Consider the following 24,086-nt stretch of genomic DNA (forward strand, 5'->3'; position numbering starts at 1 on the left):
ATGAAAAAAATATTATTCATAATAATCTTTTCATTTTTTATATCCGCTTGTGGGGGGGTAAAAAATAGTTGTATCAATTCTGAGGATATTGAAAGAAAAAAACTTGATTTTTTAATTACAAAGGCAGATAGCATCTCAAAAAATAGAGATGAAGCTTGGAAGTATAAAGAAGAACTAAAGAAGCAGGGCGTAATTGCTGATACCTATTTTGACAGTAATATATATTTTGAACAAAATTGCTTTACCACAACGAAATTGGAATTTGCTTATTTTATAGTAGGGAAGATGATAATTAACGATCATTATAAAGTTAGAATCATTGGACATCTTGATAAATTTGAATTGATAAAAAATCCTGATGTATCACTCAAACGTGCTGAATTCATCCGTGATGTTATAATGAAAAATGGAATAGTAGAAAATAGAATTGAAATATTTGATGCAAAAAATGATAGCGCATTTGCACAGCGAACTGATACAGGAACAAAAGAAAATCGAGCAGTTAGTTTTGAAATTATTAACTGATAAATTTTTATAGAGTTTTGAGAAAAATACTTTTAATTTTAATAGTAATTGTATCAATAATCTATTGTTTTAGGTTTGGTTTTATTTGGACAGCTTATGTACATGGAGGACAAATTGCAGGCATTCCTTTTGCGTTTTTTATTTTAGGGTTAACTCTTGCTTTTTTCTTTTCAAAGAACCTTACGACAAAAAGAAAAATATTTAACCTAACCTATATAACTTTCCTATCTTTAGTTGGTTTTAGCTTAACTATCGAATTTATTCGAAATGAAAATAAAAATTATTTTCAATTTCTTTATGTAGAGCCCGGAGGTTGGGTAAATGAAATTTTGTTAGGTTGGTTACTATTTGGAGTAATCGTATATATAGTAAATGAGCTTACAAATAAGAAAGCAATCAACAAGTAAAATTTTATTTATAATATCTATCTTAACCAAAAATAATGACATACCCGTAAAGAATATATAGGTTTTAGCATTTTTAACTTTAAAATGCGTTAAGTGGTATAAATAGTAAGTTACTACTTTAAAAATTACTAAATCAATTATTGTCTTATGAATTCAAAAGGATCATATAAAAACATAAAATAATGAGTTTAAAAGAACAAAATACGGCTTTACTTTTAATAGATTTTCAGAAAGGTATGGATGAAGAAGCCTATTGGGGCGGAAACCGAAATAATAAAGACGCAGAAAAAAATGCAATGCGTATCTTACAGCAATGGAGAGCTTTAAAACTTCCTATTTTTCATGTGATCCATAGTTCCCAAGAACCTTTATCAAAATTGCATAAGTCTCACTCAGGATTTGAGATCAAAGAAGGCTTAGGTCCAATAGAAGGAGAGCCGCTTATCATCAAAGAAGTGAATAGTGCTTTTATAGGAACCGATTTAAAGGAACGATTAGAACGTAAAGGCATCAACAAATTAGTGATTATAGGCTTAACCACAAATCATTGTGTTTCTACCACAACCCGAATGGCAGGAAATTTGGGTTTTGATACCCTACTCATTTCTGATGCTACTGCAACCTTTGACCGAGTGGGAATCAATGGAGAAGTATTTAACTCCGAATTAGTTCATCAAACCACTTTAGCAAGTTTACACAAAGAATTTGCTGAAGTAATAAACACGCAAAAATTACTTGAATTGGTATAATAAATGATCAAATGATATTTAGAAAAGCAACGGAAAGAGATCTTCCTGCAATTGTAGCAATGTTAGCAGATGATGAACTTGGAAAAACCAGAGAGAACTTTCAAATTCCAATTCCAAATGAATATATTCATGCTTTTCAGGAAATAAATTCAGATAAAAACCAAGAGTTGATTGTTGTTGAAGACGAAAATACTGAAGTTGTTGGCACCTTACAATTGTCTTTTATTCCATATTTAACCTATAGAGGCGGTATACGAGCTCAAATTGAAGCAGTTAGAATTCGAAAAGATAAAAGAGGACTAGGCATTGGAAAAACAATGTTTAACTGGGCTATTAAGAGAGCAAAGGAACGTAAGGCACATGTATTGCAACTCACTACCGATAAAAAAAGACCAAAAGCAATTCATTTTTATGAAGATTTAGGCTTTAAAGCCACTCATGAAGGCATGAAACTACATTTCAAATAAAACAAAAAGGCTACTGCAACCTTTGACCGAATTGGACTAAACGGAGAGAAGTATTTGACGCAGAGTTAATTCATCAAACCACTTTAGCAAGTATACACAAAGGATTTGCTGAAGTAATAGACACCCAAAAATTACTTGAATCAGTTTCCTAAAAAATAAAATGATATTTAGAAAAGTAATAGAAAATGATCTTTCTGCTATTTCAGCGATGCTAGTGGATAATGATTAATATGTTTATAAGTTTAATCGCTTTGCTAGTTTATGAGTTTATAAAAATAAATTTCACTAACAACCCTAAAAAATAGTTTAGCTTTCTTTTCTGTAAGAAACAAAGCTGTATCGTTTTATTAAGCTTACCTTCGGCAAAAAAATAATGTCTTTAGCGCGCAAAGTGCAATTGGTAGAAAATCTTTTTTGCCAATTAGAGCAAGAAAGCGCTGAATTTGTACAATCATCCGGGATTTCTTGTGTTTCTGGTTGTGGAAAATGTTGTACCCACCCAGATATAGAAGCATCTCCCTTAGAGTTTTTGCCTTGGGCTTTTCATTTATTTTTAAATGGAGAAGCAGAAAAAACGCTTTTAAAACTTCATGAAAGACAAACAAATACCTGTTTTATTTACAAACCTTTACTTGGTTTGCATCAAGGGACTTGTAGCAATTACAAATACAGAGGTTTAATTTGTCGCTTGTTTGGATATGGAGCCAACACAGATAAACATGGAAAATTAAGATTAGCTACTTGTAAAATTATAAAAGAAGGACAAGCAGACAAGTATAACACTACAGTAGATGCCATCGCAAAAGGATTAAAAGTGCCAGTATTTACGGAGTATTATATGCAATTAAATCAAATAGATTTTCATTTAGGAAATAAGATCTTGCCTATAAATAAAGCTTTGAAAATGGCTTTAGAAGAAGTTTTGCAATACTATGCCTACAGACCTTTCCCTGATGTAGTTTAAAACGTATAAATAAAACAAAATCTTAAACAGCTTATTGCTATGCTCAGTTAGGGGAATCAAATAAGGCAAACTCAATATTATATTCCTTTTCATGATCAAAATAGATGCTTTTCTAAAGTACTTTTTGCTTAAACTAATGTAAAGCTATTAAAATTTGGTATCATAGTGGAAAGGCTTTAATTTTACAATCCCAAAGAAATAGCATATATGTCGGAGAATTCCATAGGTTTACAAGAGCGAAAAACTGATAAAGAGTTATACAGTTACCAAAAAGGAGCAATTAACAAAATCTTTGATAAGTTTGATAATGCCCCTGACAATCACCATTTATTATATCAATTACCAACAGGAGGAGGAAAGACCGTTATTTTTTCTGAAATGGTACGCCAGTATATCAAAAACCATGATAAGAAGGTATTAGTGATGACGCACCGTGTGGAACTTTGTAATCAAACCTCAGCTATGCTAACAAGCTTTGGCGTTCCCAATAAAGTGGTAAATAGTAAGGCAAATTTAGATGACCAAGCTGATTACATCTGTTTTGTGGCAATGGTAGAAACCTTAAATAATCGTTTAAATGATGACAAATTAGATATTTCTGATATTGGTTTAGTGATTATTGATGAGGCACACTATAATTCTTTTACGAAGCTTTTTAAATTCTTTGAAAATTCCTTTATTCTTGGTGTTACAGCTACCCCTTTAAGTTCTAACAAAGAACTCCCCATGAAGGATAATTATCAGGAATTAATAACGGGAGAGAGTATAGGATCACTTATAGAAAATGAATTTCTGGCGAGAGCAGAAGTATTTCAATACGATATGGGGCTAACCTCATTAGAAATAGGTTCTAATGGTGATTATACCGTAAAATCTTCCGAAGATTTATATTCTAGTCCTGCAATGCTGGATAAAACCTTAAATGCGTATTTAAAACATTCAAAAGGAAAAAAAGCACTGATTTTTAATAACGGAATCAATACCTCTATTCAAATCTATTATACCTTTAAAGCAGCAGGCTTACCAGTTGCGCATTTAGATAATACCGCCACTAAAAAACAACGGAAACAAATACTAGAATGGTTTAAAGAAACTCCAGATGCCATACTCACTTCGGTAAGTATATTAACTACAGGTTTTGATGAGCCTACCATAGATACTATTATACTAAATAGAGCTACAAAATCACTAACCTTATACTATCAAATGATTGGTAGAGGTTCCCGTATTTTAAATAATAAATCTAAGTTTTCTGTAATAGACCTAGGGAATAACTATCATAGATTTGGTCCATGGGGTGCAGACTTAGATTGGCAGATGATTTTTAAATCGCCAAATTTCTATATGGAACGCCTTGCAGATGATGAGGAAATAGAAAGCAACTTTAGGCATGAAATGCCAGAAGAAGTTAGAGCTAAATTTCCAAAATCGGAAGAAGTTTATTTTGATATTAAAGCAACCTATACCCAAGCTGCATTTGATGGGGAATCTTCAAAAGTAGTTTTAGAGCGTTCTATAGCACAACATGCCAAAATGTGTATTGAAAATAGCGAAGATGTGTATGATGCTTTAGCTTTAGCAAAATTGCTCAGTGGCGATATAGATACCAGAATAGCAAGTTATGCCAAATGCATTAGTAGGAGCACCTATAATTTTCTAGCATGGTTAAAAGATGATTACCAAAAGAAATTAAATTCGTACTTACGCCAAAATTTTGATCGTGTTTTCGAAGAAATTCACGGCTATCCTCCAGAAGATGAGTAATACACCTTTTAAGATATTATTTTCTTAGATCAAGCAAAGAAAATGATCGTAACTTGTCTCCATTGTTTTATTTACAATAGATGCTATGAAGTTTTCAAAAGTTTAGATATAAGATGATGTCTATTCATCTTAATTAATTAGTAAGTAATAGCATCATAAAAACTTAATTAATACGCATAAGTTCTACCAGCTACCCAACGGATTTTTTTACTGTTTTTAAAATTTGAAAATAATTTTTCTTTTCTTGATGCTAATACGGATTGATTTTTGAATATTCTCATGATTGTTGTTTTTTTAAACTCAACTCCCGGTATTACGCCGGGATGATGATTTTGAGTTTAGATTGATGATTGATGATTGATTGATGAATTTTAAAAAGTATTTAGTAATGAGTATATACTATTTAGTTAAAAAATAATTTTACTGACTATCTGTAACGTCTTTTGCTATTCCAAGTTTGGATGTGAGACGATTCAGAAATTTTTCTTGTTTGGTACTTGTTTAATGTTTCCATGATTGTTGTTTTTTAAATTGATGATTGATGATTGATGATGATTAATAAGTATTAAGTAATGAGTACAAAGTATTTAGTTAAAAAATATATTCTACTGACTACTAACTACCTGTAACGTCTTTTACTATTCCAAGTTTGGATGTGAGACGATTCAGAAATTTTTCTTGTTTGATACTTGTTTAATGTTTCCATGATTGTTGTTTTTAAATTGATTGAATAAATTGTTATTTTCTAATTGACTTACTACTTATAGACGACAGCAAAATACTTTTGTTACAGTACTATGCATAACAAAGTACTATTTTAAGTAATTTTTAACATAACTAGTGATAAAAAAATAGGTGAAGTATAAGTAATTATTAGTTTAAGTAATTGATAATAAGATAATTATATGTAACTAGGTGCGGAATCAGCTAAAAAAAATTATTTTAATACTTTTTTTAAAAAACTTTTGAAATAGCAAATTTGTGTAGCTTTAGAAAAATGCTAAAGAAAAAAGACAGCTTTTATTTTTGGTAATTTCTATTTTTGTAAAAAAAGTAATAATGGAGAAATCAGATTACAAAATACATATTATAGGTGCTGGTGTTAGTGGGTTGATAGCAGCTAAGGTTTTTGAAAATCATGGATATACTCCAATAATTTTAGAAGCATCAGGGCAAGTAGGGGGTAGAGTTAAAACCGATATCATAGAGGGGTATCAATTAGATCACGGATTTCAGGTTTTATTAGATGCATATCCTATGGCCCAGAAATACTTGAATTTTGATGCCTTAGAATTACAGAAATTTCTTCCTGGTGCAGTTATCTATAAAAATGGAAAATCAAAAACCATAGGAGATCCACTTAGAAACTTATCATTATTGTTTCCTACTTTATTCTCTGGGATAGGAACCTTTTCGGATAAAATAAAAATATTAAAATTAAATAAATCACTTAAAAAAACCTCTTTAGAAGAAATTTTTGAATCTGAAGAAAAAACAACAAAAGTATATCTAGAAGAAAAGGGCTTTAGTACAGCAATGATTCAATCATTTTTCACTCCTTTTTTTAGTGGTATTTTTTTAGAACCCAATTTAGAAACATCTAGTAGAATGTTTCAGTTTGTATATAAAATGTTTGGAGAAGGCCTAGCAGTGCTACCCAAAATGGGTATAGGCGCCATTGCGGAACAATTAAGCCAAAACTTAATTTCAACCAAAATAAATTATAATACACCCGTTTCTAATGTAACAGACGGGAAAATAACTTTTGCTAACGATATTGAAATAGAAAGTGATTATACTGTTATTGCTACCGAGGCTTCTAATTTGGTACAAAATTTAAAAAATCAAGAAACAGAATGGAAAAGCTGTGATAATCTCTATTTCACCTGTGATAAACGTACTATAGTAAAGCCACTAATTGGTTTAATTGCAGATAAAGAGGCATTAATTAATAATATCTTTTTTCATAACAGTATTGATACGAAGCAATCTGGCGAAAAAGAGTTGCTATCTGTAACTGTAGTAGAGCCACATGAATTATCAGAAGATGACCTAATTGCGCATGTCCAAAATGAATTACAGACCTATTGTGGAATTGAAAACACCCAATTTTTAAAGCACTACCATATACCAAACGCTTTACCTAAAATAAGTAATCTACAACATCAGCTATCCCCATCAGAAACACAATTAACCAGTACCATTTTTTTAGCTGGAGATCAATTATTAAATGGTTCTTTAAATGCAGCAATGACCTCAGGAGAAATGGCCGCTAAAGCTATTGTAAAAACGATAGAGAACAACTTGTCATTATAACTTATAAAGGAGCTACTTTGTTATCAGTTAAATGTCAGTCTAAATAGAATTTTAGAAGTAAACCCTGTATTTTAAACTAATTATGCTATTTTAGTATTTTATTTCGTATACCGTATACGAAAAATGATAATCTATATGGAAAACACTTCTACCGAAAATGGAGATATATTGGCTCCAATTAAATTACAAGAAAAAATAGGATATGGTCTTGGAGATTTAGGCTTCAATTTTTATTGGGCTAATATTTCTGGATTCTTACTTTATTTTTATACTGATGTTTTTGGTATTTCTGCCGCAGCAGCAGGTACCATGTTTTTAGTCACTAAAATTTTTGACGCTTTTACCGATCCCATAATGGGCGCTATTGCAGACAGGACTAAAACAAAATGGGGAAAATATAGACCCTATATGCTATGGGCAGGAATTCCTATGGCTGGAGCAGCAGTATTAACTTATACTACTCCAGATTTGGCGGAAGGAGGTAAATTAATTTGGGCTTATGGTACTTATACTTTAATGATGCTCATGTATACCATATTGAGCGTTCCGTACTCAGCCCTCTCTGGTGTAATTACAGCAAGGAGTCAAGATAGAACAGACCTTATCAGTTTTAGATTTATAGCAGCATTTACTGGAACTACATTAGTAAATTTTTATACCCTAGATTTAGTTAACTATTTTGGAGGTGTAGATAAAAAATTAGGAATTGTTGGAGATGAAGCCTTGGGTTGGCAACTTACTATGGTTTTATATGGTGTAGTTGCTGCAATACTTTTTGCTATAGTAACATTTTCCACTAAAGAACGTGTGCAACCACCTGTCGCACAGAAAACAAATGCCATAGGAGATCTTAAAGATTTGCTTAAAAATAAACCATGGTTGGTATTGTTTAGTTTAGCGCTAATCATCATGATTACCATTACCATGCGTGCTGGAGCATCTATTTATTACATTAAATATTATGTATTAAAACCAGATCTGGTAGATTATTTTTTAACAACATACGGTTTAGCATTAGCTGCTGGTGCAGCATTAACCCCTGTAATGACTCGTTTTGTACAAAAAAAGAAACTGATGATGATCTTGATGAGTATTACAGGAGTCTTATCTATTTCTTTCTTTTTTATACCCGCAGATGCAATTTGGTTACTTTTTACAGTAAATATTTTAATAGGATTAGCATTAGGGCCAAAATCACCTCTAGCTTTTTCTATGTATGCAGATACAGCAGATTATACGGAATGGAAAACAGGCAGACGTGCAACTGCAATGACATTTTCTGCTGCAATATTCTCTCAGAAATTAGGAGGTGCATTAGCATCTTTTGCCATAGGTCTTATATTAGCTTCTATGGGTTATGTAGCTAAAGAAGCACAATCTGATGCTTCGCAAACAGGAATTGTATTAGCAATAAGTATTATTCCAGGAGTTATAGCATTACTTGCAGCCTATATTATGCGTTTCTATACCTTAGATAAGGACTTATTGGAAAAAGTACAAACAGAACTAAAAGAACGTAAAGCAAAAGCATAGTCCATATGATGAAACCTATTGACAATGGTGAGCGATTTGTACTTACTACACCAATACTATTACCAAGAGCCTCAAGCTTTTTGTGGAATAAACAAATGATGATTCATATGAATTGTCAAGGCTATGCAGTTTCACAATTTATGCAACCAGAACCAGCAAAATATGCACATGCTCCTAATTTAGAAGCTAAAACTTTTATGCAACCCGAGCAGCCTTATTACGCGCATCATCCCGGACGGTTTTGTTATATAAAAGATGAAGAAAACAACACCTTATTTTCGGCACCTTATGCGCCAGTAAAAGCAACATTAGATCATTTTCAATTTTCTGTAGGTAAAAGTGATCTCCTATGGATGGTTCAGAAAGATGGCGTAGCAATAGAAATGCGATTAAGTTTGCCTAAAGATGAACCAATAGAGCAGTGGAGCATTACTGTAAAAAATAGTACTTCGCTAACTAAAACTTTAGCTATTTACCCGTACTTTCCAGTAGGGTATATGTCTTGGATGAATCAGTCTGGCGAATATAACGCAGCTTTAAATACTATTATTTGTTCTTCAATTACGCCCTATCAGAAATACAAAGAATATGATAAGATAAAGACGCTAAAGGATAAAACTTTTTTTATTGCAGATACAAAACCCACTTCATGGGAAGTGAATCAGGCTATTTTTGAAGGTGAAGGTGGCTTACACAATCCTTCAGGGATTCATCAAAAAGAATTATCGAGGACAGATGCACGTTATGAAACGCCTACCTGTGCAATGCAATACCGTGTTAGCTTAGAAGCTAATAAAGCAGTAAACTATCGCTTTTTATTTGGTGCGGCTAGAACAGTAGATGCTATCGCCGAAATAAGAGAACGCTATTTTGGTAAGGATAATGGTTTTGATAGTGTCAAGAAAAGCTATGATGATTATGTGTCAGAAGGGCAGGGTTGTATAACAATAGAAACACCAGATAAGGAACTTAACAATTTTATCAACCATTGGTTGCCAAGGCAGATGTATTATCATGGAGAAACCAATCGGTTGAGTACAGACCCACAAACACGTAATTATTTGCAAGATAATATGGGTATGGGATATGTAAAACCAGATACTGCACGTCAAGTATATCTCACAGCGTTGAGCCAACAAGAAGAGAGTGGAGCAATGCCAGATGGTGTGCTTATTCACCCAGATGCAGAGTTAAAATACATCAATCAAGTACCACATACAGATCATTGTGTATGGTTACCAGTATGTTTAAAAGCATATTTAGATGAAACAAATGATTATGATTTGTTAAAAGAAATAGTTCCTTTTGCAGGAAATACTAAAACGGCAACAGTAGCAGAACATATTCACATGGCGATGCGGTGGTTGTTGAAAACTAGAGATAAAAGAGGTTTAAGTTATATTGCTCAAGGAGATTGGTGTGATCCTATGAATATGGTTGGGCCAGAAGGAAAGGGTGTTTCTGGTTGGTTGACTTTAGCAACAGCATATGCCTTAAAGATTTGGTCAGAAATCTGTTTGCATGCTAATGATAAAGCACATGCAGAAGAATTTGAAGCTTCTGTAGAAGAATTAAATACTGCAGTAAATACACATTTATGGGATGGCAATTGGTATGCACGTGGAATTACTGATAACAATGTTGTTTTTGGTATAAAAACAGATCCTGAAGGACGTATTTTTCTTAATCCACAGGGATGGGCTTTGTTAAGTGGTGCTGCAGACGCTACTAAAACAAGTAGTATTCTAAAATCAGTTGAAGCACATTTAGAAAGTCCTTATGGTGTAGAAATGCTAGCACCATCTTTTACTGCAATGCGAGAAGATATCGGAAGAGTTACCCAAAAACATCCTGGATCTGCAGAAAACGGCTCCGTGTATAATCATGCAGCAGCGTTTTATATCTATGGCTTGTATACTAGTGCCGCTGATACTGATAAAGCGTATGAATTACTTCGTAAAATGATTCCTAGTGCTGAGGCAGCAGATATTGAGCAAAGAGGACAGTTACCTGTTTTTGTACCCAATTACTACAGGGGAGCCTATCGTCAGTTTCCAAGAACGGCAGGGCGCTCTAGCCAATTGTTTAATACAGGAACAGCAGCTTGGGTATATCGTTGTATGATAGACGGTTTATTTGGTATAAATGGTACCGTAAAAGGATTAAAAATAAAACCGAATCTCCCTAAATCATGGGATAGAGCAGCAGTAACTCGTAATTTTAGAGGTGCTATATTCCATATAAAAATAGAGCGAGATGCCGCAATTTCTGGGATACAAGTTAGTGTAGATGGCAATGTTTTGTCAGAGCCTATCATTACTCGTTTTGAGGAAGGAAAAACATATCAAGTAGAAGTTAAAGTGGCTTAATTTTTTTGTCTGATGTAAATCAATTTTTTACGTCAGTTCGAGTGCTAAACGTAAAGTGTTTTCTACTTTAAATTTAGTGTATCGACAACCTTTACTAGCATTAATTGTTCTCGATACATTTTTCTACATTCTATTCCGAAAAATACTCGAACTGACGATTCAACATATCTAAAGTGCATGATAGATGAATTGAAATATACTTATAAGTGTTTTTTCATAAGATAATCATCCATTACATAACCTTCTCCAATATCTTGAATGATGGGTTTTACATTTAGGAAGCCCATTTTCTCATAAGCTTTAATAGCAATGCTATTGTATTTATTTACGGTAAGATGTACACTAGTGCAATTTAATTGGGCAGCTCTATTTTCGGTAAAAACAAAGGCTTTTTTGCCAATGCCCTTAGCTCTTTGCGCTTTTAGAACATAAAATTTACTTAGAAACAAGGAGGTTTCTTCTTTAAGAATAGCGATATAACCAGACGAAATCTCCTGGTAAATAAGTATATAATATTCCATACCATTTTGCGCCTGATTCTCAATTGCAGCAATAGATTGATACTTATCTAGCATATAGCTTACCTGCACAGCGCCTATAATAGGAGTGTAATGTTCAGTCCAAATAGTTGTTGCTAAATCAGCAATCGTTTTAAAATCTGATTTTGAAGTAGCTTGTGTTATTTTGATCATTTATAAACTTCTTAGTTTAAGTAACATAACTAACATACTATTATAAATTTTATACCGTTTTTTAATTTGGAATCAAAAATAACAATAACTATGAAGTGGTACATATACGTTTTTGAAAATTATACTGATTTTGGTGGAAGAGCAAGGCGAATGGAATACTGGATGTTTACCTTATTTAATAGTATTTTCAGTATAGCTGCTATTATCCTTGATAATATATTTGAAATTACATTTGGAAGAACTCCCTATGGACCAATTTATATGATTTACCTTTTAATAACATTTTTTCCTGGATTATCCGTATCTGTGAGAAGATTGCATGATACAGGTAAAAGTGGCTGGTCTATGTTATTAGGAATTTTACCAATTGTAGGTTCTATATGGTTATTAATATTGATGACAACTGAAGGTGATAAAGGGGAAAATAAATACGGTAAGAACCCTAAAGGAGACAATAGTGATTTTATAGGTAATGAAGAATCTACTTCTTCTATAAATAAGAGTAGTGAAACTATCATACTAATCATTTTTGTTTGGATGATGGTTTCTAAAATATTTTTTACAACACTCCGCCATCTTTCTCCAGAGTATTATAAAGTTGATTTTTTTAAATATGTTGGTTTTTTTTCGAGTCTAATATGGGGGTTAATACCACTAGCCCTTGCTTTTGTAGTTAAAGATAAAACCAAACAAAATGTTCTATATGCACTTGGAGGAATTTATTTATTGTATACAATTTATGAACAAGTATCTCAACTTTTCTTTTATTAAAAGGAATATAAAATTTTAAAATATTTTTAAAACTTTGGTCCACTCATTTATTATATTAATCGTAATATTGCAATATATAAATAGAGTTGATTATGGGAGCCACTAAAACAGAAATATTTACAGAAGAGCAAAATCAGATAGCTTTAATTGCTAAAGTGCTTGGACACCCAGCCCGTATAGCTATTATACAACACTTATTTAAAATACAATCTTGTGTTTGCGGTGGTTTAGTAGAAGAAATTGGTTTAGCCCAACCTACAGTCTCTCAACATTTAAAAGAACTTAAGAATTTAGGTTTAATACAAGGAACTATAGAAGGTACTAGCGTTTGCTATTGTATAAATCAAGAAAAATGGGAGAAAATAGAAAGCTTATTTACTTCATTTTTAGGACAAAAAACAAATTCACAACACTGTTGCTAAATAAATAAAATAGATGAAATTATCAGAAATTAAAAATCACTTATCAGGTTTAGAAAGGATTGGTTTTAAATTGCCAAACGGATCATTAGTACCAAGTCATTTTCATGTTACAGAAGTTGGTAAAGTCACAAAACATTTTATTGACTGTGGAGGAACAGAACGGATCGAATCTGTAGTTAACTTTCAACTGTGGGAAGCAGATGATTATGACCATCGCTTACATCCAGAAAAGTTAATAAACATTATAGAATTATCAGAAAAAATAATTGGTTTAGGCGATTTTAATATTGAAGTTGAATATCAAGGTGATACCATAGGAAAATATGGATTGGATTTTGACGGGACTCATTTTATTTTAACAAGTACAAAAACGGACTGTTTGGCTAAAGAAAATTGTGGGATCCCTCAACAAAAACCAAGAATAAAAATGTCAGAATTGCAATCTCAAGGCGGTTCATGTACTCCAGGTTCTGGATGTTGCTAATTTAATTTTTACACAAAATGCTATTTAGTGCTATAAACTCAACGATCGATTCTTTGGAGATACAAACAATTTCTAAAGAAAGGAAAGCTATTTTACAAGAGTTAATCCATTTTATACAAGAAAAAAAAGAGCAACAAACTGCTATTAGACTTAACTTTATTTGTACTCATAATTCCAGAAGAAGTCATTTATCTCAGGTATGGGCACAAGCTATGGCTGCCTATTTTAAAATTGAAAATGTCTTTTCATATTCAGGAGGAACTGAAGCTACTGCGATGTTTCCTATGGCTGCAAAAGCATTAACAAACGCAGGTTTTCAAATGAGTACCCTTGCAGAAACTACAAATCCAATTTACAGTGTTCGTTATGCTTTAAACGAGCATTCTGTGATCTGTTTTTCAAAAACCTATGATGATTTGTTTAATCCGCAATCAGAATTCGCAGCTATTATGACCTGTTCTAGTGCAGACAAAGGTTGCCCTTTTATTGCAGGAGCAGAAAAACGAATCCCATTAACTTTTGAAGATCCAAAAGCTTTTGATGGTACTCCGCAACAAGAGGAGAAGTATGTAGAAAGAAGCTTGCAGATTGCAACAGAATTAAAATATGTTTTTTCCCAATTAAAATAAGCAATGAAAAAGAAATTAAGTTTTTTAGACAATTACTTAACACTGTGGATTTTTATAGCAATGGCAATTGGTGTGAGCGTTGGTTACTTTGTACCATCTTTTCCTAAAGTAATAGATTCTTTTAGTAATGGTACAACAAATATACCTATAGCTATTGGGTTAATAGTGATGATGTACCCGCCTTTGGCTAAAGTAAACTACAGGTTATTACCCAAAGTGTTTAAAAATATAAAAATCTTATCCATATCATTAGTATTAAATTGGATTATTGGTCCAGTTTTAATGTTTTTATTAGCGATAATTTTTTTACAAGATTATCCAGAATACATGGTGGGCTTAATCTTAATAGGTTTAGCGCGTTGTATAGCAATGGTTTTAGTCTGGAACGATTTAGCAGAGGGGAGTTCAGAATATGGTGCTGGTTTAGTAGCTCTAAACAGTATATTTCAAGTATTTGCCTATAGCTTCTATGCTTGGTTATTTATCACCGTTTTACCTCCTTATTTTGGTTTTGATGGGGCTATTGTAGATATTTCTGTTGTTACTATTGCGGAAAGTGTTGCTATATATCTTGGTATTCCATTTTTATTAGGCATCCTAAGTAGGTTTATAGGCGTAAAACTTAAAGGAGAAGAGTGGTATACCAAACGATTTATTCCAATCATATCTCCTTTAACCCTCATTGCATTATTATGTACTATTGTGCTTATGTTTTCTTTAAAGGGTGAGCTTATTGTACAAATACCTATGGATGTTTTACTCATTGCTGTGCCTTTATTGATCTATTTTGTATGTATGTTTTTAATAGGGTTTTTTATGTGTAAAGCTACTGGAGCCACATATGATAAAAATGCTGCTATAGCTTTTACTGCTGCTGGTAATAATTTTGAATTAGCTATTGCGGTAGCAATCGCAGTTTTTGGTTTAAATTCTGGTCAAGCTTTTACTGGAGTTGTTGGCCCGTTAGTAGAAGTGCCAGCATTAATTCTATTAGTTAGAGTTGCATTTTGGTTGCGGAAAAAGTATTATAAAAATGAAATAAAAGAGATTGTCAATTAACGTATTAGAATTAATATGTTAAGTCGTAAGTTCGAGTGTATTTTCGTAATACAATGGAGAAAAAATGTATCGAGAACCTTTTTGTTAAGTGGGTCATTGATCCACTAAATTTAACGTTCAAAATATTTTAAATGTAGTACTAGAACTTGCCTAAGACTTGAAACAGTTTATAAAGATCCAAAAGCTTATTATTGCTTATTTTCATTTAAAACTTTAAAAGCTACATCTGGATAGTCAGTAATAAGATATTCTAAACCCCACGAAATTGCTTTTTTCATATCATCGGGTTCGTTTAGTGTATATGCACCACTACTTATCGTACCTTCATTGATGTTATTTTTACTTAAATAATAATAATATCTATTTACAGAACTCACCTTTTTTAAGGGTTTAAAATAGCCAAATTGCAATTCCCTATCATAATATAAGGGAAAGATATCTGAAGTAGCAAATATTAATTGATGACACTCTAAGTTTGGATTTATAAGAGCAATTTCTTTTAAATATGCACGCTCAAAAGACTGTATGATAACATTGGAGGCAGAATTTGTTTTTGCTATAATGTCTATAAGTTTAGGGACTAAACCTTCATAAATTCCCTTTTTTGGCCATTTTATTTCAATAAGTAGTTTTACTCTATGGTCAACAAAATTGATCAGTTCTTCTAGTGTGAGTATTTTTTCATTTTTAAATTGACTTTTAAACCAGCTACCAGCATCTAATTTTTGTATTTCTGCTAATGTTAAATCTTCTATTTCTCCTTCAGAATTTGTAGTTCTTTCTACATTAGAGTCATGAATAACAACAATTTCATGATCAGCGGTAAGGTGAATATCAAATTCAATAAGATCTACATTTAAGTCAATAGCCTTTTGAAAAGAAGCTAAGGTATTTTCTGGTGCATAACCTGCAGCACCACGATGTCCAATAATTTTTATTTTTTTATTTTCTGTTGTAGTATCAGGAGAAGACAACGTAAATCTTAAAAAAGGAAATACAAGGCATGCTACAATAAAAAATAAAGATGATGCAAGTCGGCGGGCTATTTTTTTAGATATTACCATAAATAGTTGAGAATTGATTTGTAAAAATAGGAATAGTATCGTTAGGAAGCATTTGATCTAATAATATGTCACCAATTCTAACGCGAACTAGTCTTAGTGTTGGAAAACCTACTGCAGCTGTCATTTTACGAACTTGACGAAACTTACCTTCGGTAATAGTAATTGTAATCCATGAATTTGGTCTATGCCTGTTAATACGAATTCTTTGATCAGGCTCAGGAAGAATAGGTATGGTATGTAATAGTTTTGCTTTACACGGTTTAGTCATATATTTTTGACCACGAAAACCTATTTCAACTCCTTTTTCTATTAATGCCAGCGCTTTAGGCGTAATCTGCCCGTCTAATTGCACATAATATTCTTTTTCTATTCCAGAACGATTTACAGTATCACTTAATTTTCCATTAGTAGTAAGTAGTAATAAACCTTCAGATTTTTCATCTAACCTTCCAATAGGCATTATTCCCTTGGGGAAAGCATAAATTTCGCTTAAAAAATGCTTTTTTTTCATCTCTTTAGCATCATTAGAGCTAAATTGACTTAACATTCCATAGGGTTTATATATTTTAAAGTGCAGATGGTTATCGATACACATTATATAGGTATGATTTTTCCATAAAAAGCTTTTAATATGGAAGAGTTTTAATTACTGTTTTCTTCATATTATGTACAATAATATTTAAAAGCCACATAGTATGCAATTAAAATATTGTATTAGAAATTGATCTTGTTGGGCATTATTAAAGTATATATTGCTTGAAAACCAATTGTATTAGAATTAAAAACCTGCTAACTATTTACTTTGTTAGTTTTTGTGATATTATCTATTTGTCAAAATATAAGCATAAAACATATCATCTTATCATAATTAACAGCAGATTGTTAATAAAATGTGAATTTATGCTTGTGTAACTGAAATACTTTATATATTTTCGTATACGAAATACCGTATACCGTATACAAAATACAATTTATTAAGATTTAATGCTATGACAGAAATTTTAAATAATGAATTAAGTAATCAAGCATACGCAAGAGTAAAGTCAATGATAATCTCTAAAAAATTGCCTCCTGGTCAAAAAATAGTACAGGATAAATTGGCAGAAGATTTAGGGATTAGCAGAACGCCTTTACGTTCGGCTTTACAGATGTTAGAGGGTGAAGGCTTAATAAAATCTATTCCTAGAAGAGGCGTAGTGGTAAGGGAATTTAAGAATGATGAGATAGTTGAAATATATGAATGTAGGATGGCATTAGAAGGAGCAGCAGTAAGGTTGTTTACAGAGAAGGCATCGCAAAATGAAATAGATGAGCTTAAAAAACTTTTTGAGCCCTTTATGGATGGTGAAATAAATGATGTAGCCTATCAAGAAGCCGATGCTATATTTCATGATATGCTTATAAAAGGAAGTGGGAATTCTTTTTTACACAGACTCTTTAACAAAGGGAATCTATTAGTGTGTATTGATTTATTAGGACTTTTACGACCTGCAGAAGAAACCATTAACGAACATGTTGATATTATTTCAGCTATTGAAAAAAGAGATCAAGATTTAGCGGAATCACTTGCTAAATTACATTTAGATAAAACAAGACAATTAATCTTAAAAAAAATTAATGCCTAGCAATAGCAATAGCTTTTTTCCTATTCGGTACCGCATGGTTTTCGGTACATTTATTTTATCAATGATTGTACTCTTTGATAGAATTCTAATATCTGTTGCTAAAGATCCTGTTGCAAGTGATTTAGCTTTATCGGATAAACAAATGGGATGGGTGCTTTCTATTTTTGCACTAGGTTATGCTCTTTTTCAAACCCCATCGGGTTATCTAGCAGATAAGCATGGTGCTAGAAAAGTATTAACGGTAGTAGTTAGCATCTGGTCAATTTTTACTGCTTTAACTGGAGCAGTTTACAATTTCTTTGCGCTATTAGTTGTACGGTTTTTATTTGGAGTAGGAGAGGCAGGTGCTTTTCCTGGTATGGCTCGCGCTATCTTTAAATGGATGCCCATGAAGGAAAGAGGCTTAGTACATGGTATTAATTTTTCTGGTGGTAGAATTGGGGCGGCAATAGCTTTACCCATAGTTGCTTGGCTCATAGATCTTGTGGGTTGGAGAATGAGTTTTGTAATTCTTGGCGGTCTTGGCATTTTATGGGCCTTAGTTTGGTACTGGTGGTATAGAGACAATCCTAAAAATCATAAATCAGTATCAGTAGAAGAATTAAAAGTTATAAACACTGGAATTCCAGAAGCTACTCCTACTGAGAACAAAGAATCAATTTCTTTTACAAAGATGTTTAGTTCTAAAGGAATGTGGTTGCTTATGATACAGTATTTCTGTAGTAATTTCACCTTTTTCTTTTGCTTAACATGGCTATTTCCTTATTTAAAAACTACCTACAATTTGGATGTAGTAGAAGCGGGTTTTTATTCATCAGCACCATTTATTTTTGGAGCGTTAGGGAATTGGGTTTCTGGATACATAGTAGATACTATATATAAGAAAGGAAAATGGAGTCTTTCAAGAAAAGTACCCGCAATTATTGGGTTTTTATTGGCTACAATTGGTATCGTGGGGAGTATTTATATGGATGAAGTTGTAGGGGCAGTTATTTTTATTTCTCTGGCTGTTTTTGGGGCTGATATGACTTTGAGTCCATCTTGGTCAACATGTTTAGATGTAGGGAAAGAATATTCAGGTGCGGTTAGTGGTACGATGAATATGGCAGGTAATTTAGGCTCTTTTTTAACAGCTTTAGCCTTTCCTTATATGGTAGATTATGCAAGCAAAGTATATTCTGGTGATCCACATACTCCCTTTTTCTTTCTGGCTGCACTATTAAATTTAATTGCAATTCCAGTTTGGTTAAGTATTAAACCAGAAAAACCATTACAATTAACAAGTTAAAGAATATTATAGATCATGATAAAGTATACTGAGTTTAAGGAAGTTTGTCAACAATCAATTGAAATGATTGAAAAAGCTGGCATCTATCTTACAGATGAAGATAAGACAAAAATGACTGCTGCAGATTTTGGATTAAGTCATATCAAAAAAGAAGGAGTTCAAATATTAACCATGTTTCAAACAGGACGTATTGCTGGTAAGATATTAGTCTTATTACCCAACCAAACGGAGCCAGAGCACTGGCACCCTACTGTTGGAGATGATGCAGGGAAAGAAGAGGTAATAAGAGCTATTAGTGGAGAGTTGTATTTCTATATTCCTGGAGAAGATAATATGAAGCATGGTTTTATTGTAAATGGAAAAGAAAACTGTTACACCATGCGAAATGAGGTGGTTATGAAACCTGGTGATCAGTTAGAACTGCCAGCAGGAACAAAACATTGGTTTCAGGCAGGAGCTAAAGGTGCAGTGATGTATTCTTTTTCAACAACAGTTACAGATTTAAATGATCAGTTTACCGACCCAGATATTGTTAGAGAAACTATAATTGAAGAAGCACCTTCTAGTGTGTTAAAATAAATAATAAGAAAAGAAATAAATCAGACAAATGAAGCAGAGTATAATTACAGCATTTTTAAGTAAAACACAAGATAGATTTTCAGAATATCAAGAACCCACAGGATTAAAAGAACGATTAGAAATTGTTCAGAAAATTGATGGTGTAACAGGTGTTGAAATTGTTTTTCCATATGAAACTGAAGAAGCAGCTGCTACAAAGAAGTTAATGAGTGATATGGGACTTGAGTTTGCTGCCGTTAACGCTAATATTAAAAAAGAAACAAAATGGGTGCCAGGTGCATTATCTAGACCAAAGGAAAATTTGAGAAATGATGCAGTGCAAATGATTAAAGATGCTAAAGATTATGCACTTGCTGTTGGAGCACCTTTGGTAACCTGTTGTCCATTATCTGATGGTTATGATAATTTATTTCAAGTTGATTATCAAAAAGGATGGAAATACATGATAGATGCCTTTGCCGAAGCAGCAGATTATAAACCAGAAATGCCTTTGTTTGTAGAGTATAAAATTAATGAAACAAGAGTAAATTGCTTTTTAGATAGTTGTGCTAAAACTATAGTGTTCTTAAAGGAAGTACAAAATGCTGCTACTGGAATTACTATAGATTTTGGACACTCTTTATTAGCAAAAGAGAATCCAGCAGAAGTACTAGCAATGTGCGAACAATCTAATGTAGATTACTATTTGCATACTAATGATAATGATTGGCAATTTGATTGGGATTTAATTGGAGGATCAAGAAACTTTTTGCATACCGTAGAATTTATGTTTTACGCTAAAGAATTTGGTTATAACAAATACTTTACTGCCGATGCTTCTCCAAGAATTTTTGATATGCTTGGTTTTTTTAGAGAACATGCAGAAATGAATAAAGCTATATGGAATATTGTAGAAAACTTAGATAGAGATAAATATAGACGATTAATGCATGAGGAGAAGCATATGGATTTAATGCAAATGGTTAGAAAAGAGATATATAGATTATAATAACTTATTTATGCCAGAACAAACACTTAGAATGACCTATGATGAAGCTAAACTGCTTATGAAAGAAGCGGTTAAATCTGCTCATCATCATAATGTACCTGGAGCTATTGCTATTGTAAATACAGGAGGGAGTCTTATTTTATTAGAAAGTTTGGATAATACCATGAGTAGTGCTTCTAAAATTGCTATCGGAAAAGCAGCTACAGCTGCGGCATTTAAAAGACCTACAATTGATATTGAAAACGTAGTGCTTGAAGGAAGAACTCCAATGCTAGTTTTAAACTGCGCCACTTTAGAATCATATGTACCTTTAAAAGGAGGTTACCCAATATGGCATAATGAAGAATTACTAGGTGCAATAGCAGTGGCAGGTACCATGGATGCAGAAATGGATGAAGTAGTTGTTTTAGAAGCTTTAAAAAATAAAAGTTGGTAGGGTAATGCCAAGAGTAATTTTTTAAAAGATAAAAAGAAAACCAAAATTGACCAATTAAGGTACAGAGACCAGTTAATTATGAAAAAATACTTTTGTATTAGCATGATATGTTTTGCTGTTTTGTTGGGTTGTAACAACCTAAACGAAAGTAACTGGCATTGGGAAACTGTTTCTGCTAAAGGAGAACCAACTGCAAGACATGAAGCAGGTTTGGTAGCCTATAAAGATAAAATTTATCTGATAGGAGGAAGAAGAATAAACCCTACGGATGAATTTAATACCAAAACCAATACCTGGACAGCAAAATCACCAACCCCTATTGAGTTACATCATTTTCAACCAGTAGTAGTGGATAATGCTATTTATTTAATGGGAGCAATGACTGGTAAATGGCCAAATGAAAAACCGCTTGAAAAAATTATCATTTATTATCCAGAAGAAGACCGGTACGAATATAGCCACGAAATACCAGAAAATAGACGTAGAGGTGGTGCTGGAGCAGTATATTATGATGGTAAAATTTATATAGTAGGAGGTATTACAAATGGTCATATAGATGGATACAAAGCTTGGTTTGATGCATATGATCCTAAAACAGGAAAATGGACAGTTTTACCAGATGCACCAGATGCAAGAGATCACTTCCAGGCTGTTATAAACAATGATAAATTATATGCCTTTGCAGGTCGTAGAACTTCTAAAAGAACAGAACAAGATATGGCACTAACCAGTAGTCATGGTAATATTTATAATTTTAAAAGTAATGAGTGGGAACCAGTAACTGAAAATTTAAGAATCCCTACGCAAAGAGCAGGTAATTTTGCTTTTACATGGAATAATGAAATTATTATTGGAGGAGGAGAAAGTATCAACCAAGAACCTGCCCATAACGAAGTTGAATCTTATAATGATAAAACAAAAACATGGCACAATTGGCCTTCATTGCTAGAAGGACGCCATGGAACAGGATTTGTGATAGTAGATGATTATGTGTATACCGCTTCTGGAAGTGCTAATAGGGGAGGTGGCCCTGAACTTACTACAATAGAACGTTTGCAATTGCCTAAAGAAAGTATTAAAGAAGGGAATAAAGTTGTAGATCTTAGCCCTGTATACAAACAATGGCATACAGTAACACTAGCTTTTGAAGGGCCAGAAACATCTGAAAAAGCAAAAGATAATCCATTTTTAAATTACCGTTTGGATGTTATTTTTAAACATAAAGATGCAGCATATGCGATCCGTGGTTTTTATGCTGCAGATGGTAATGCTTCAGAAACAAGTGCTGATAAAGGAAACATATGGAAGGTTAAGTTCTCACCAAATCTTAAAGGTGATTGGAATTATTCTGCTGTTTTATATCATAAAGATAGTATTGCTATTAAAGGAGATATAGCAACAGCCAAAACTATGGCTATTACCAATAGAGAAGGTCGTTTTTTGGTGGAAGAGTCCGATAAAGATGGAGTAGATTTTAGAGCAAATGGTCGTCTGGTAGCTTCTAACGGGTATTATAAATTTGAAAGTTCTGATAGGTATTGGCTCAAAGGAGGAGCAAACAGCCCAGAGAACATGTTAGCCTATGTAGATTTTGATAATACATACCGTATGAAATCTCAAAATAGAGAAGGAGAGGCTAGCGTGAATGGCGAAATACACTCTTTTGCTCCACATTTAAAAGATTGGCAAGAAGGAGATCCTACTTGGAAAAAAGGTAAAGGTAAGGCTATAATAGGTGCATACAATTATTTAGCAAGCAAAGGAATGAATTCTTCTTATTTCCTAATGATGAATATTTTAGGAGATGGTAAAGATGTGTGGCCATACTCAACTCCAGAAGACTTTACCCGTTTTGATGTAAGTAAGTTAGAGCAATGGGAAATTGTATTTCAGCACATGCAAGCAAAAGGGGTTTTATTGCATATGGTAATTCAAGAAACCGAAAATGAAACAATGCTTGATAATGGCGATACTGGAACCTACAGGAAATTGTATTTTAATGAATTAATCGCTCGTTTTGGACATCATTTAGCATTGAATTGGAATTTAGGGGAAGAAAATGGTGCGGCAGAGTGGTCGCCTATTGGGCAAAATGATAAGCAAAGAAAAGCAATGGCAAAATTCCTTAAAGAGAATGACCCTTATAATCATCCAGTGCTTTTGCATACCCATTCTCATGATCCTTTAAGAAGCGATATTTTAGATTCAATTATAGGCTATAAATATGTTGATGGTTTATCGCTTCAACAAGAACAACGAACAGAAACCGCAGCAGTAATTAAAAAATGGAAGAAAAAGTCTAAAGAAGCAGGAAACGAATGGCTTATTACTATGGATGAAATAGGAATGTGGCATACGGCTGTATTACCAGATAATGAAGATCCAAACCATAATACAATTAGGCAGTATGTATTATGGGGTACATTACTATCTGGTGGTGCTGGTGTTGAGTGGTATTTTGGTGCAAAACATCCACATAATGATCTTACTTCCGAAGATTGGAGACAAAGAGATAGACTATGGACTTTAACAGATTATGCCTTAAGATTTTTCAGAGAAAACTTACCATATTGGAAAATGGAACCAGAACATCAATTAATTAATGTAAAAAATGTATATTGCTTACGTGAAGAAGGAAAAGTATATGCTATATACTTACCTGAAATAAATAATTTAAATACAATAAATTTAACAAATATAGAAGGAGATTTTACACTAAAATGGTTCGATCCATTGAATGGGGGAGAATTACAATCAGGGAGTATTAACACAATAAACGGAGGAGGAATCAGAAGATTGGGAAAACCTCCAATACGGAAAATAAATTCAAATCTTGAAGATTGGGTTTGTCTAATAAAATTAAAATCTAACTAATTGAATTAATAATTAATTAAAAACTATAAACTTTGCCAATGAGATAAACTATAAGACATAAAATAGAGATGTATTAAAAGA

Annotated in this window: 23 protein-coding genes; 20 read left to right on the forward strand and 3 right to left on the reverse strand. The window is 32.6% G+C overall.

Annotated features, from left to right (window positions below):
- The 9 genes from ACZ451_RS13955 to ACZ451_RS13995 all read left to right on the forward strand — a co-directional run bounded on the left by ACZ451_RS13955 (position 1) and on the right by ACZ451_RS13995 (position 11,094).
- Positions 1-525, forward strand: coding sequence for an OmpA family protein (locus ACZ451_RS13955; protein WP_464213418.1), 525 nt, complete (start codon positions 1-3; stop codon positions 523-525).
- 17 nt (positions 526-542) lie between these two features.
- Positions 543-932, forward strand: a complete 390-nt coding sequence (locus tag ACZ451_RS13960; RefSeq protein ID WP_464213420.1) for a hypothetical protein — start codon at positions 543-545, stop codon at positions 930-932.
- 182 nt (positions 933-1,114) lie between these two features.
- Entirely contained in the window at positions 1,115-1,681 is a 567-nt protein-coding gene (locus tag ACZ451_RS13965; RefSeq protein WP_464213422.1) for a cysteine hydrolase family protein, read from the forward strand.
- Between the two features lie 11 nt (positions 1,682-1,692).
- Positions 1,693-2,148 carry an N-acetyltransferase family protein gene (locus ACZ451_RS13970; protein ID WP_464213424.1) on the forward strand — a complete coding sequence of 152 codons (456 nt, stop codon included), beginning with the start codon at positions 1,693-1,695 and terminating at the stop codon, positions 2,146-2,148.
- A gap of 373 nt (positions 2,149-2,521) precedes the next feature.
- Positions 2,522-3,112, forward strand: a complete 591-nt coding sequence (locus ACZ451_RS13975; protein ID WP_464213426.1) for a YkgJ family cysteine cluster protein — start codon at positions 2,522-2,524, stop codon at positions 3,110-3,112.
- Between the two features lie 207 nt (positions 3,113-3,319).
- Entirely contained in the window at positions 3,320-4,876 is a 1,557-nt protein-coding gene (locus ACZ451_RS13980) for a DEAD/DEAH box helicase (protein ID WP_464213428.1), read from the forward strand.
- A gap of 1,059 nt (positions 4,877-5,935) precedes the next feature.
- Positions 5,936-7,192 (forward strand): FAD-dependent oxidoreductase, encoded by a 1,257-nt coding sequence (locus ACZ451_RS13985; protein WP_464213430.1) that lies wholly within the window; start codon positions 5,936-5,938, stop codon positions 7,190-7,192.
- Between the two features lie 135 nt (positions 7,193-7,327).
- Positions 7,328-8,725: an MFS transporter gene (locus ACZ451_RS13990; RefSeq protein WP_464213432.1), complete on the forward strand. Its 1,398-nt coding sequence runs from the start codon at positions 7,328-7,330 to the stop codon at positions 8,723-8,725.
- Between the two features lie 5 nt (positions 8,726-8,730).
- Positions 8,731-11,094, forward strand: coding sequence for a GH36-type glycosyl hydrolase domain-containing protein (locus ACZ451_RS13995; RefSeq protein ID WP_464213434.1), 2,364 nt, complete (start codon positions 8,731-8,733; stop codon positions 11,092-11,094).
- A 200-nt stretch (positions 11,095-11,294) separates the two neighbouring features.
- On the opposite strand, the gene ACZ451_RS14000 is transcribed toward ACZ451_RS13995, so the two are convergent.
- Entirely contained in the window at positions 11,295-11,786 is a 492-nt protein-coding gene (locus ACZ451_RS14000) for a GNAT family N-acetyltransferase (RefSeq protein WP_464213436.1), read from the reverse strand.
- Between the two features lie 90 nt (positions 11,787-11,876).
- Here ACZ451_RS14000 and ACZ451_RS14005 point away from each other — a divergent pair, with 90 nt between their 5' ends.
- The 5 genes from ACZ451_RS14005 (at position 11,877) to arsB (ending at position 15,151) form a co-directional block, all read left to right on the forward strand.
- The gene (locus ACZ451_RS14005) at positions 11,877-12,557 is read left to right on the forward strand and encodes a DUF805 domain-containing protein (protein ID WP_464213438.1); all 681 of its coding nucleotides are present in this window, start codon (positions 11,877-11,879) and stop codon (positions 12,555-12,557) included.
- 92 nt (positions 12,558-12,649) lie between these two features.
- A complete protein-coding gene (locus tag ACZ451_RS14010) occupies positions 12,650-12,979 on the forward strand; it encodes an ArsR/SmtB family transcription factor (RefSeq protein WP_464213440.1) in 330 nt (109 codons plus the stop codon).
- A gap of 13 nt (positions 12,980-12,992) precedes the next feature.
- Positions 12,993-13,463, forward strand: coding sequence for a DUF6428 family protein (locus tag ACZ451_RS14015; protein WP_464213442.1), 471 nt, complete (start codon positions 12,993-12,995; stop codon positions 13,461-13,463).
- Between the two features lie 17 nt (positions 13,464-13,480).
- A complete protein-coding gene (locus tag ACZ451_RS14020; RefSeq protein WP_464213444.1) occupies positions 13,481-14,092 on the forward strand; it encodes an arsenate-mycothiol transferase ArsC in 612 nt (203 codons plus the stop codon).
- 3 nt (positions 14,093-14,095) lie between these two features.
- The gene (arsB, locus tag ACZ451_RS14025) at positions 14,096-15,151 is read left to right on the forward strand and encodes an ACR3 family arsenite efflux transporter (protein ID WP_464213446.1); all 1,056 of its coding nucleotides are present in this window, start codon (positions 14,096-14,098) and stop codon (positions 15,149-15,151) included.
- A gap of 188 nt (positions 15,152-15,339) precedes the next feature.
- On the opposite strand, the gene ACZ451_RS14030 is transcribed toward arsB, so the two are convergent.
- Both ACZ451_RS14030 and ACZ451_RS14035 read right to left on the reverse strand, forming a co-directional pair.
- Complete coding sequence (locus ACZ451_RS14030; protein ID WP_464213448.1) at positions 15,340-16,215, reverse strand: glycerophosphodiester phosphodiesterase; 876 nt, start codon at positions 16,213-16,215, stop codon at positions 15,340-15,342.
- Positions 16,202-16,810 (reverse strand): pseudouridine synthase, encoded by a 609-nt coding sequence (locus tag ACZ451_RS14035; protein ID WP_464213450.1) that lies wholly within the window; start codon positions 16,808-16,810, stop codon positions 16,202-16,204. The genes ACZ451_RS14030 and ACZ451_RS14035 overlap by 14 nt, the downstream gene beginning before the upstream one ends.
- A 394-nt stretch (positions 16,811-17,204) precedes the next feature.
- Here ACZ451_RS14035 and ACZ451_RS14040 point away from each other — a divergent pair, with 394 nt between their 5' ends.
- The 6 genes from ACZ451_RS14040 to ACZ451_RS14065 all read left to right on the forward strand — a co-directional run bounded on the left by ACZ451_RS14040 (position 17,205) and on the right by ACZ451_RS14065 (position 24,005).
- The gene (locus tag ACZ451_RS14040) at positions 17,205-17,840 is read left to right on the forward strand and encodes a GntR family transcriptional regulator (RefSeq protein ID WP_464213452.1); all 636 of its coding nucleotides are present in this window, start codon (positions 17,205-17,207) and stop codon (positions 17,838-17,840) included.
- Positions 17,833-19,128, forward strand: coding sequence for an MFS transporter (locus ACZ451_RS14045; protein ID WP_464213454.1), 1,296 nt, complete (start codon positions 17,833-17,835; stop codon positions 19,126-19,128). The genes ACZ451_RS14040 and ACZ451_RS14045 overlap by 8 nt, the downstream gene beginning before the upstream one ends.
- Positions 19,129-19,143: 15 nt before the next feature.
- Positions 19,144-19,707, forward strand: a complete 564-nt coding sequence (locus ACZ451_RS14050; RefSeq protein WP_464213456.1) for a D-lyxose/D-mannose family sugar isomerase — start codon at positions 19,144-19,146, stop codon at positions 19,705-19,707.
- A 28-nt stretch (positions 19,708-19,735) separates the two neighbouring features.
- Positions 19,736-20,695, forward strand: coding sequence for a sugar phosphate isomerase/epimerase family protein (locus ACZ451_RS14055; protein WP_464213458.1), 960 nt, complete (start codon positions 19,736-19,738; stop codon positions 20,693-20,695).
- 10 nt (positions 20,696-20,705) lie between these two features.
- On the forward strand, positions 20,706-21,131 hold the full coding sequence (locus ACZ451_RS14060) for a GlcG/HbpS family heme-binding protein (protein ID WP_464213460.1): 426 nt from the start codon (positions 20,706-20,708) through the stop codon (positions 21,129-21,131).
- 78 nt (positions 21,132-21,209) lie between these two features.
- Positions 21,210-24,005 carry a Kelch repeat-containing protein gene (locus ACZ451_RS14065; RefSeq protein ID WP_464213462.1) on the forward strand — a complete coding sequence of 932 codons (2,796 nt, stop codon included), beginning with the start codon at positions 21,210-21,212 and terminating at the stop codon, positions 24,003-24,005.
- The last annotated feature ends 81 nt before the right edge of the window (positions 24,006-24,086 follow it).

Source organism: Allocellulophaga tsushimaensis (assembly GCF_055383085.1).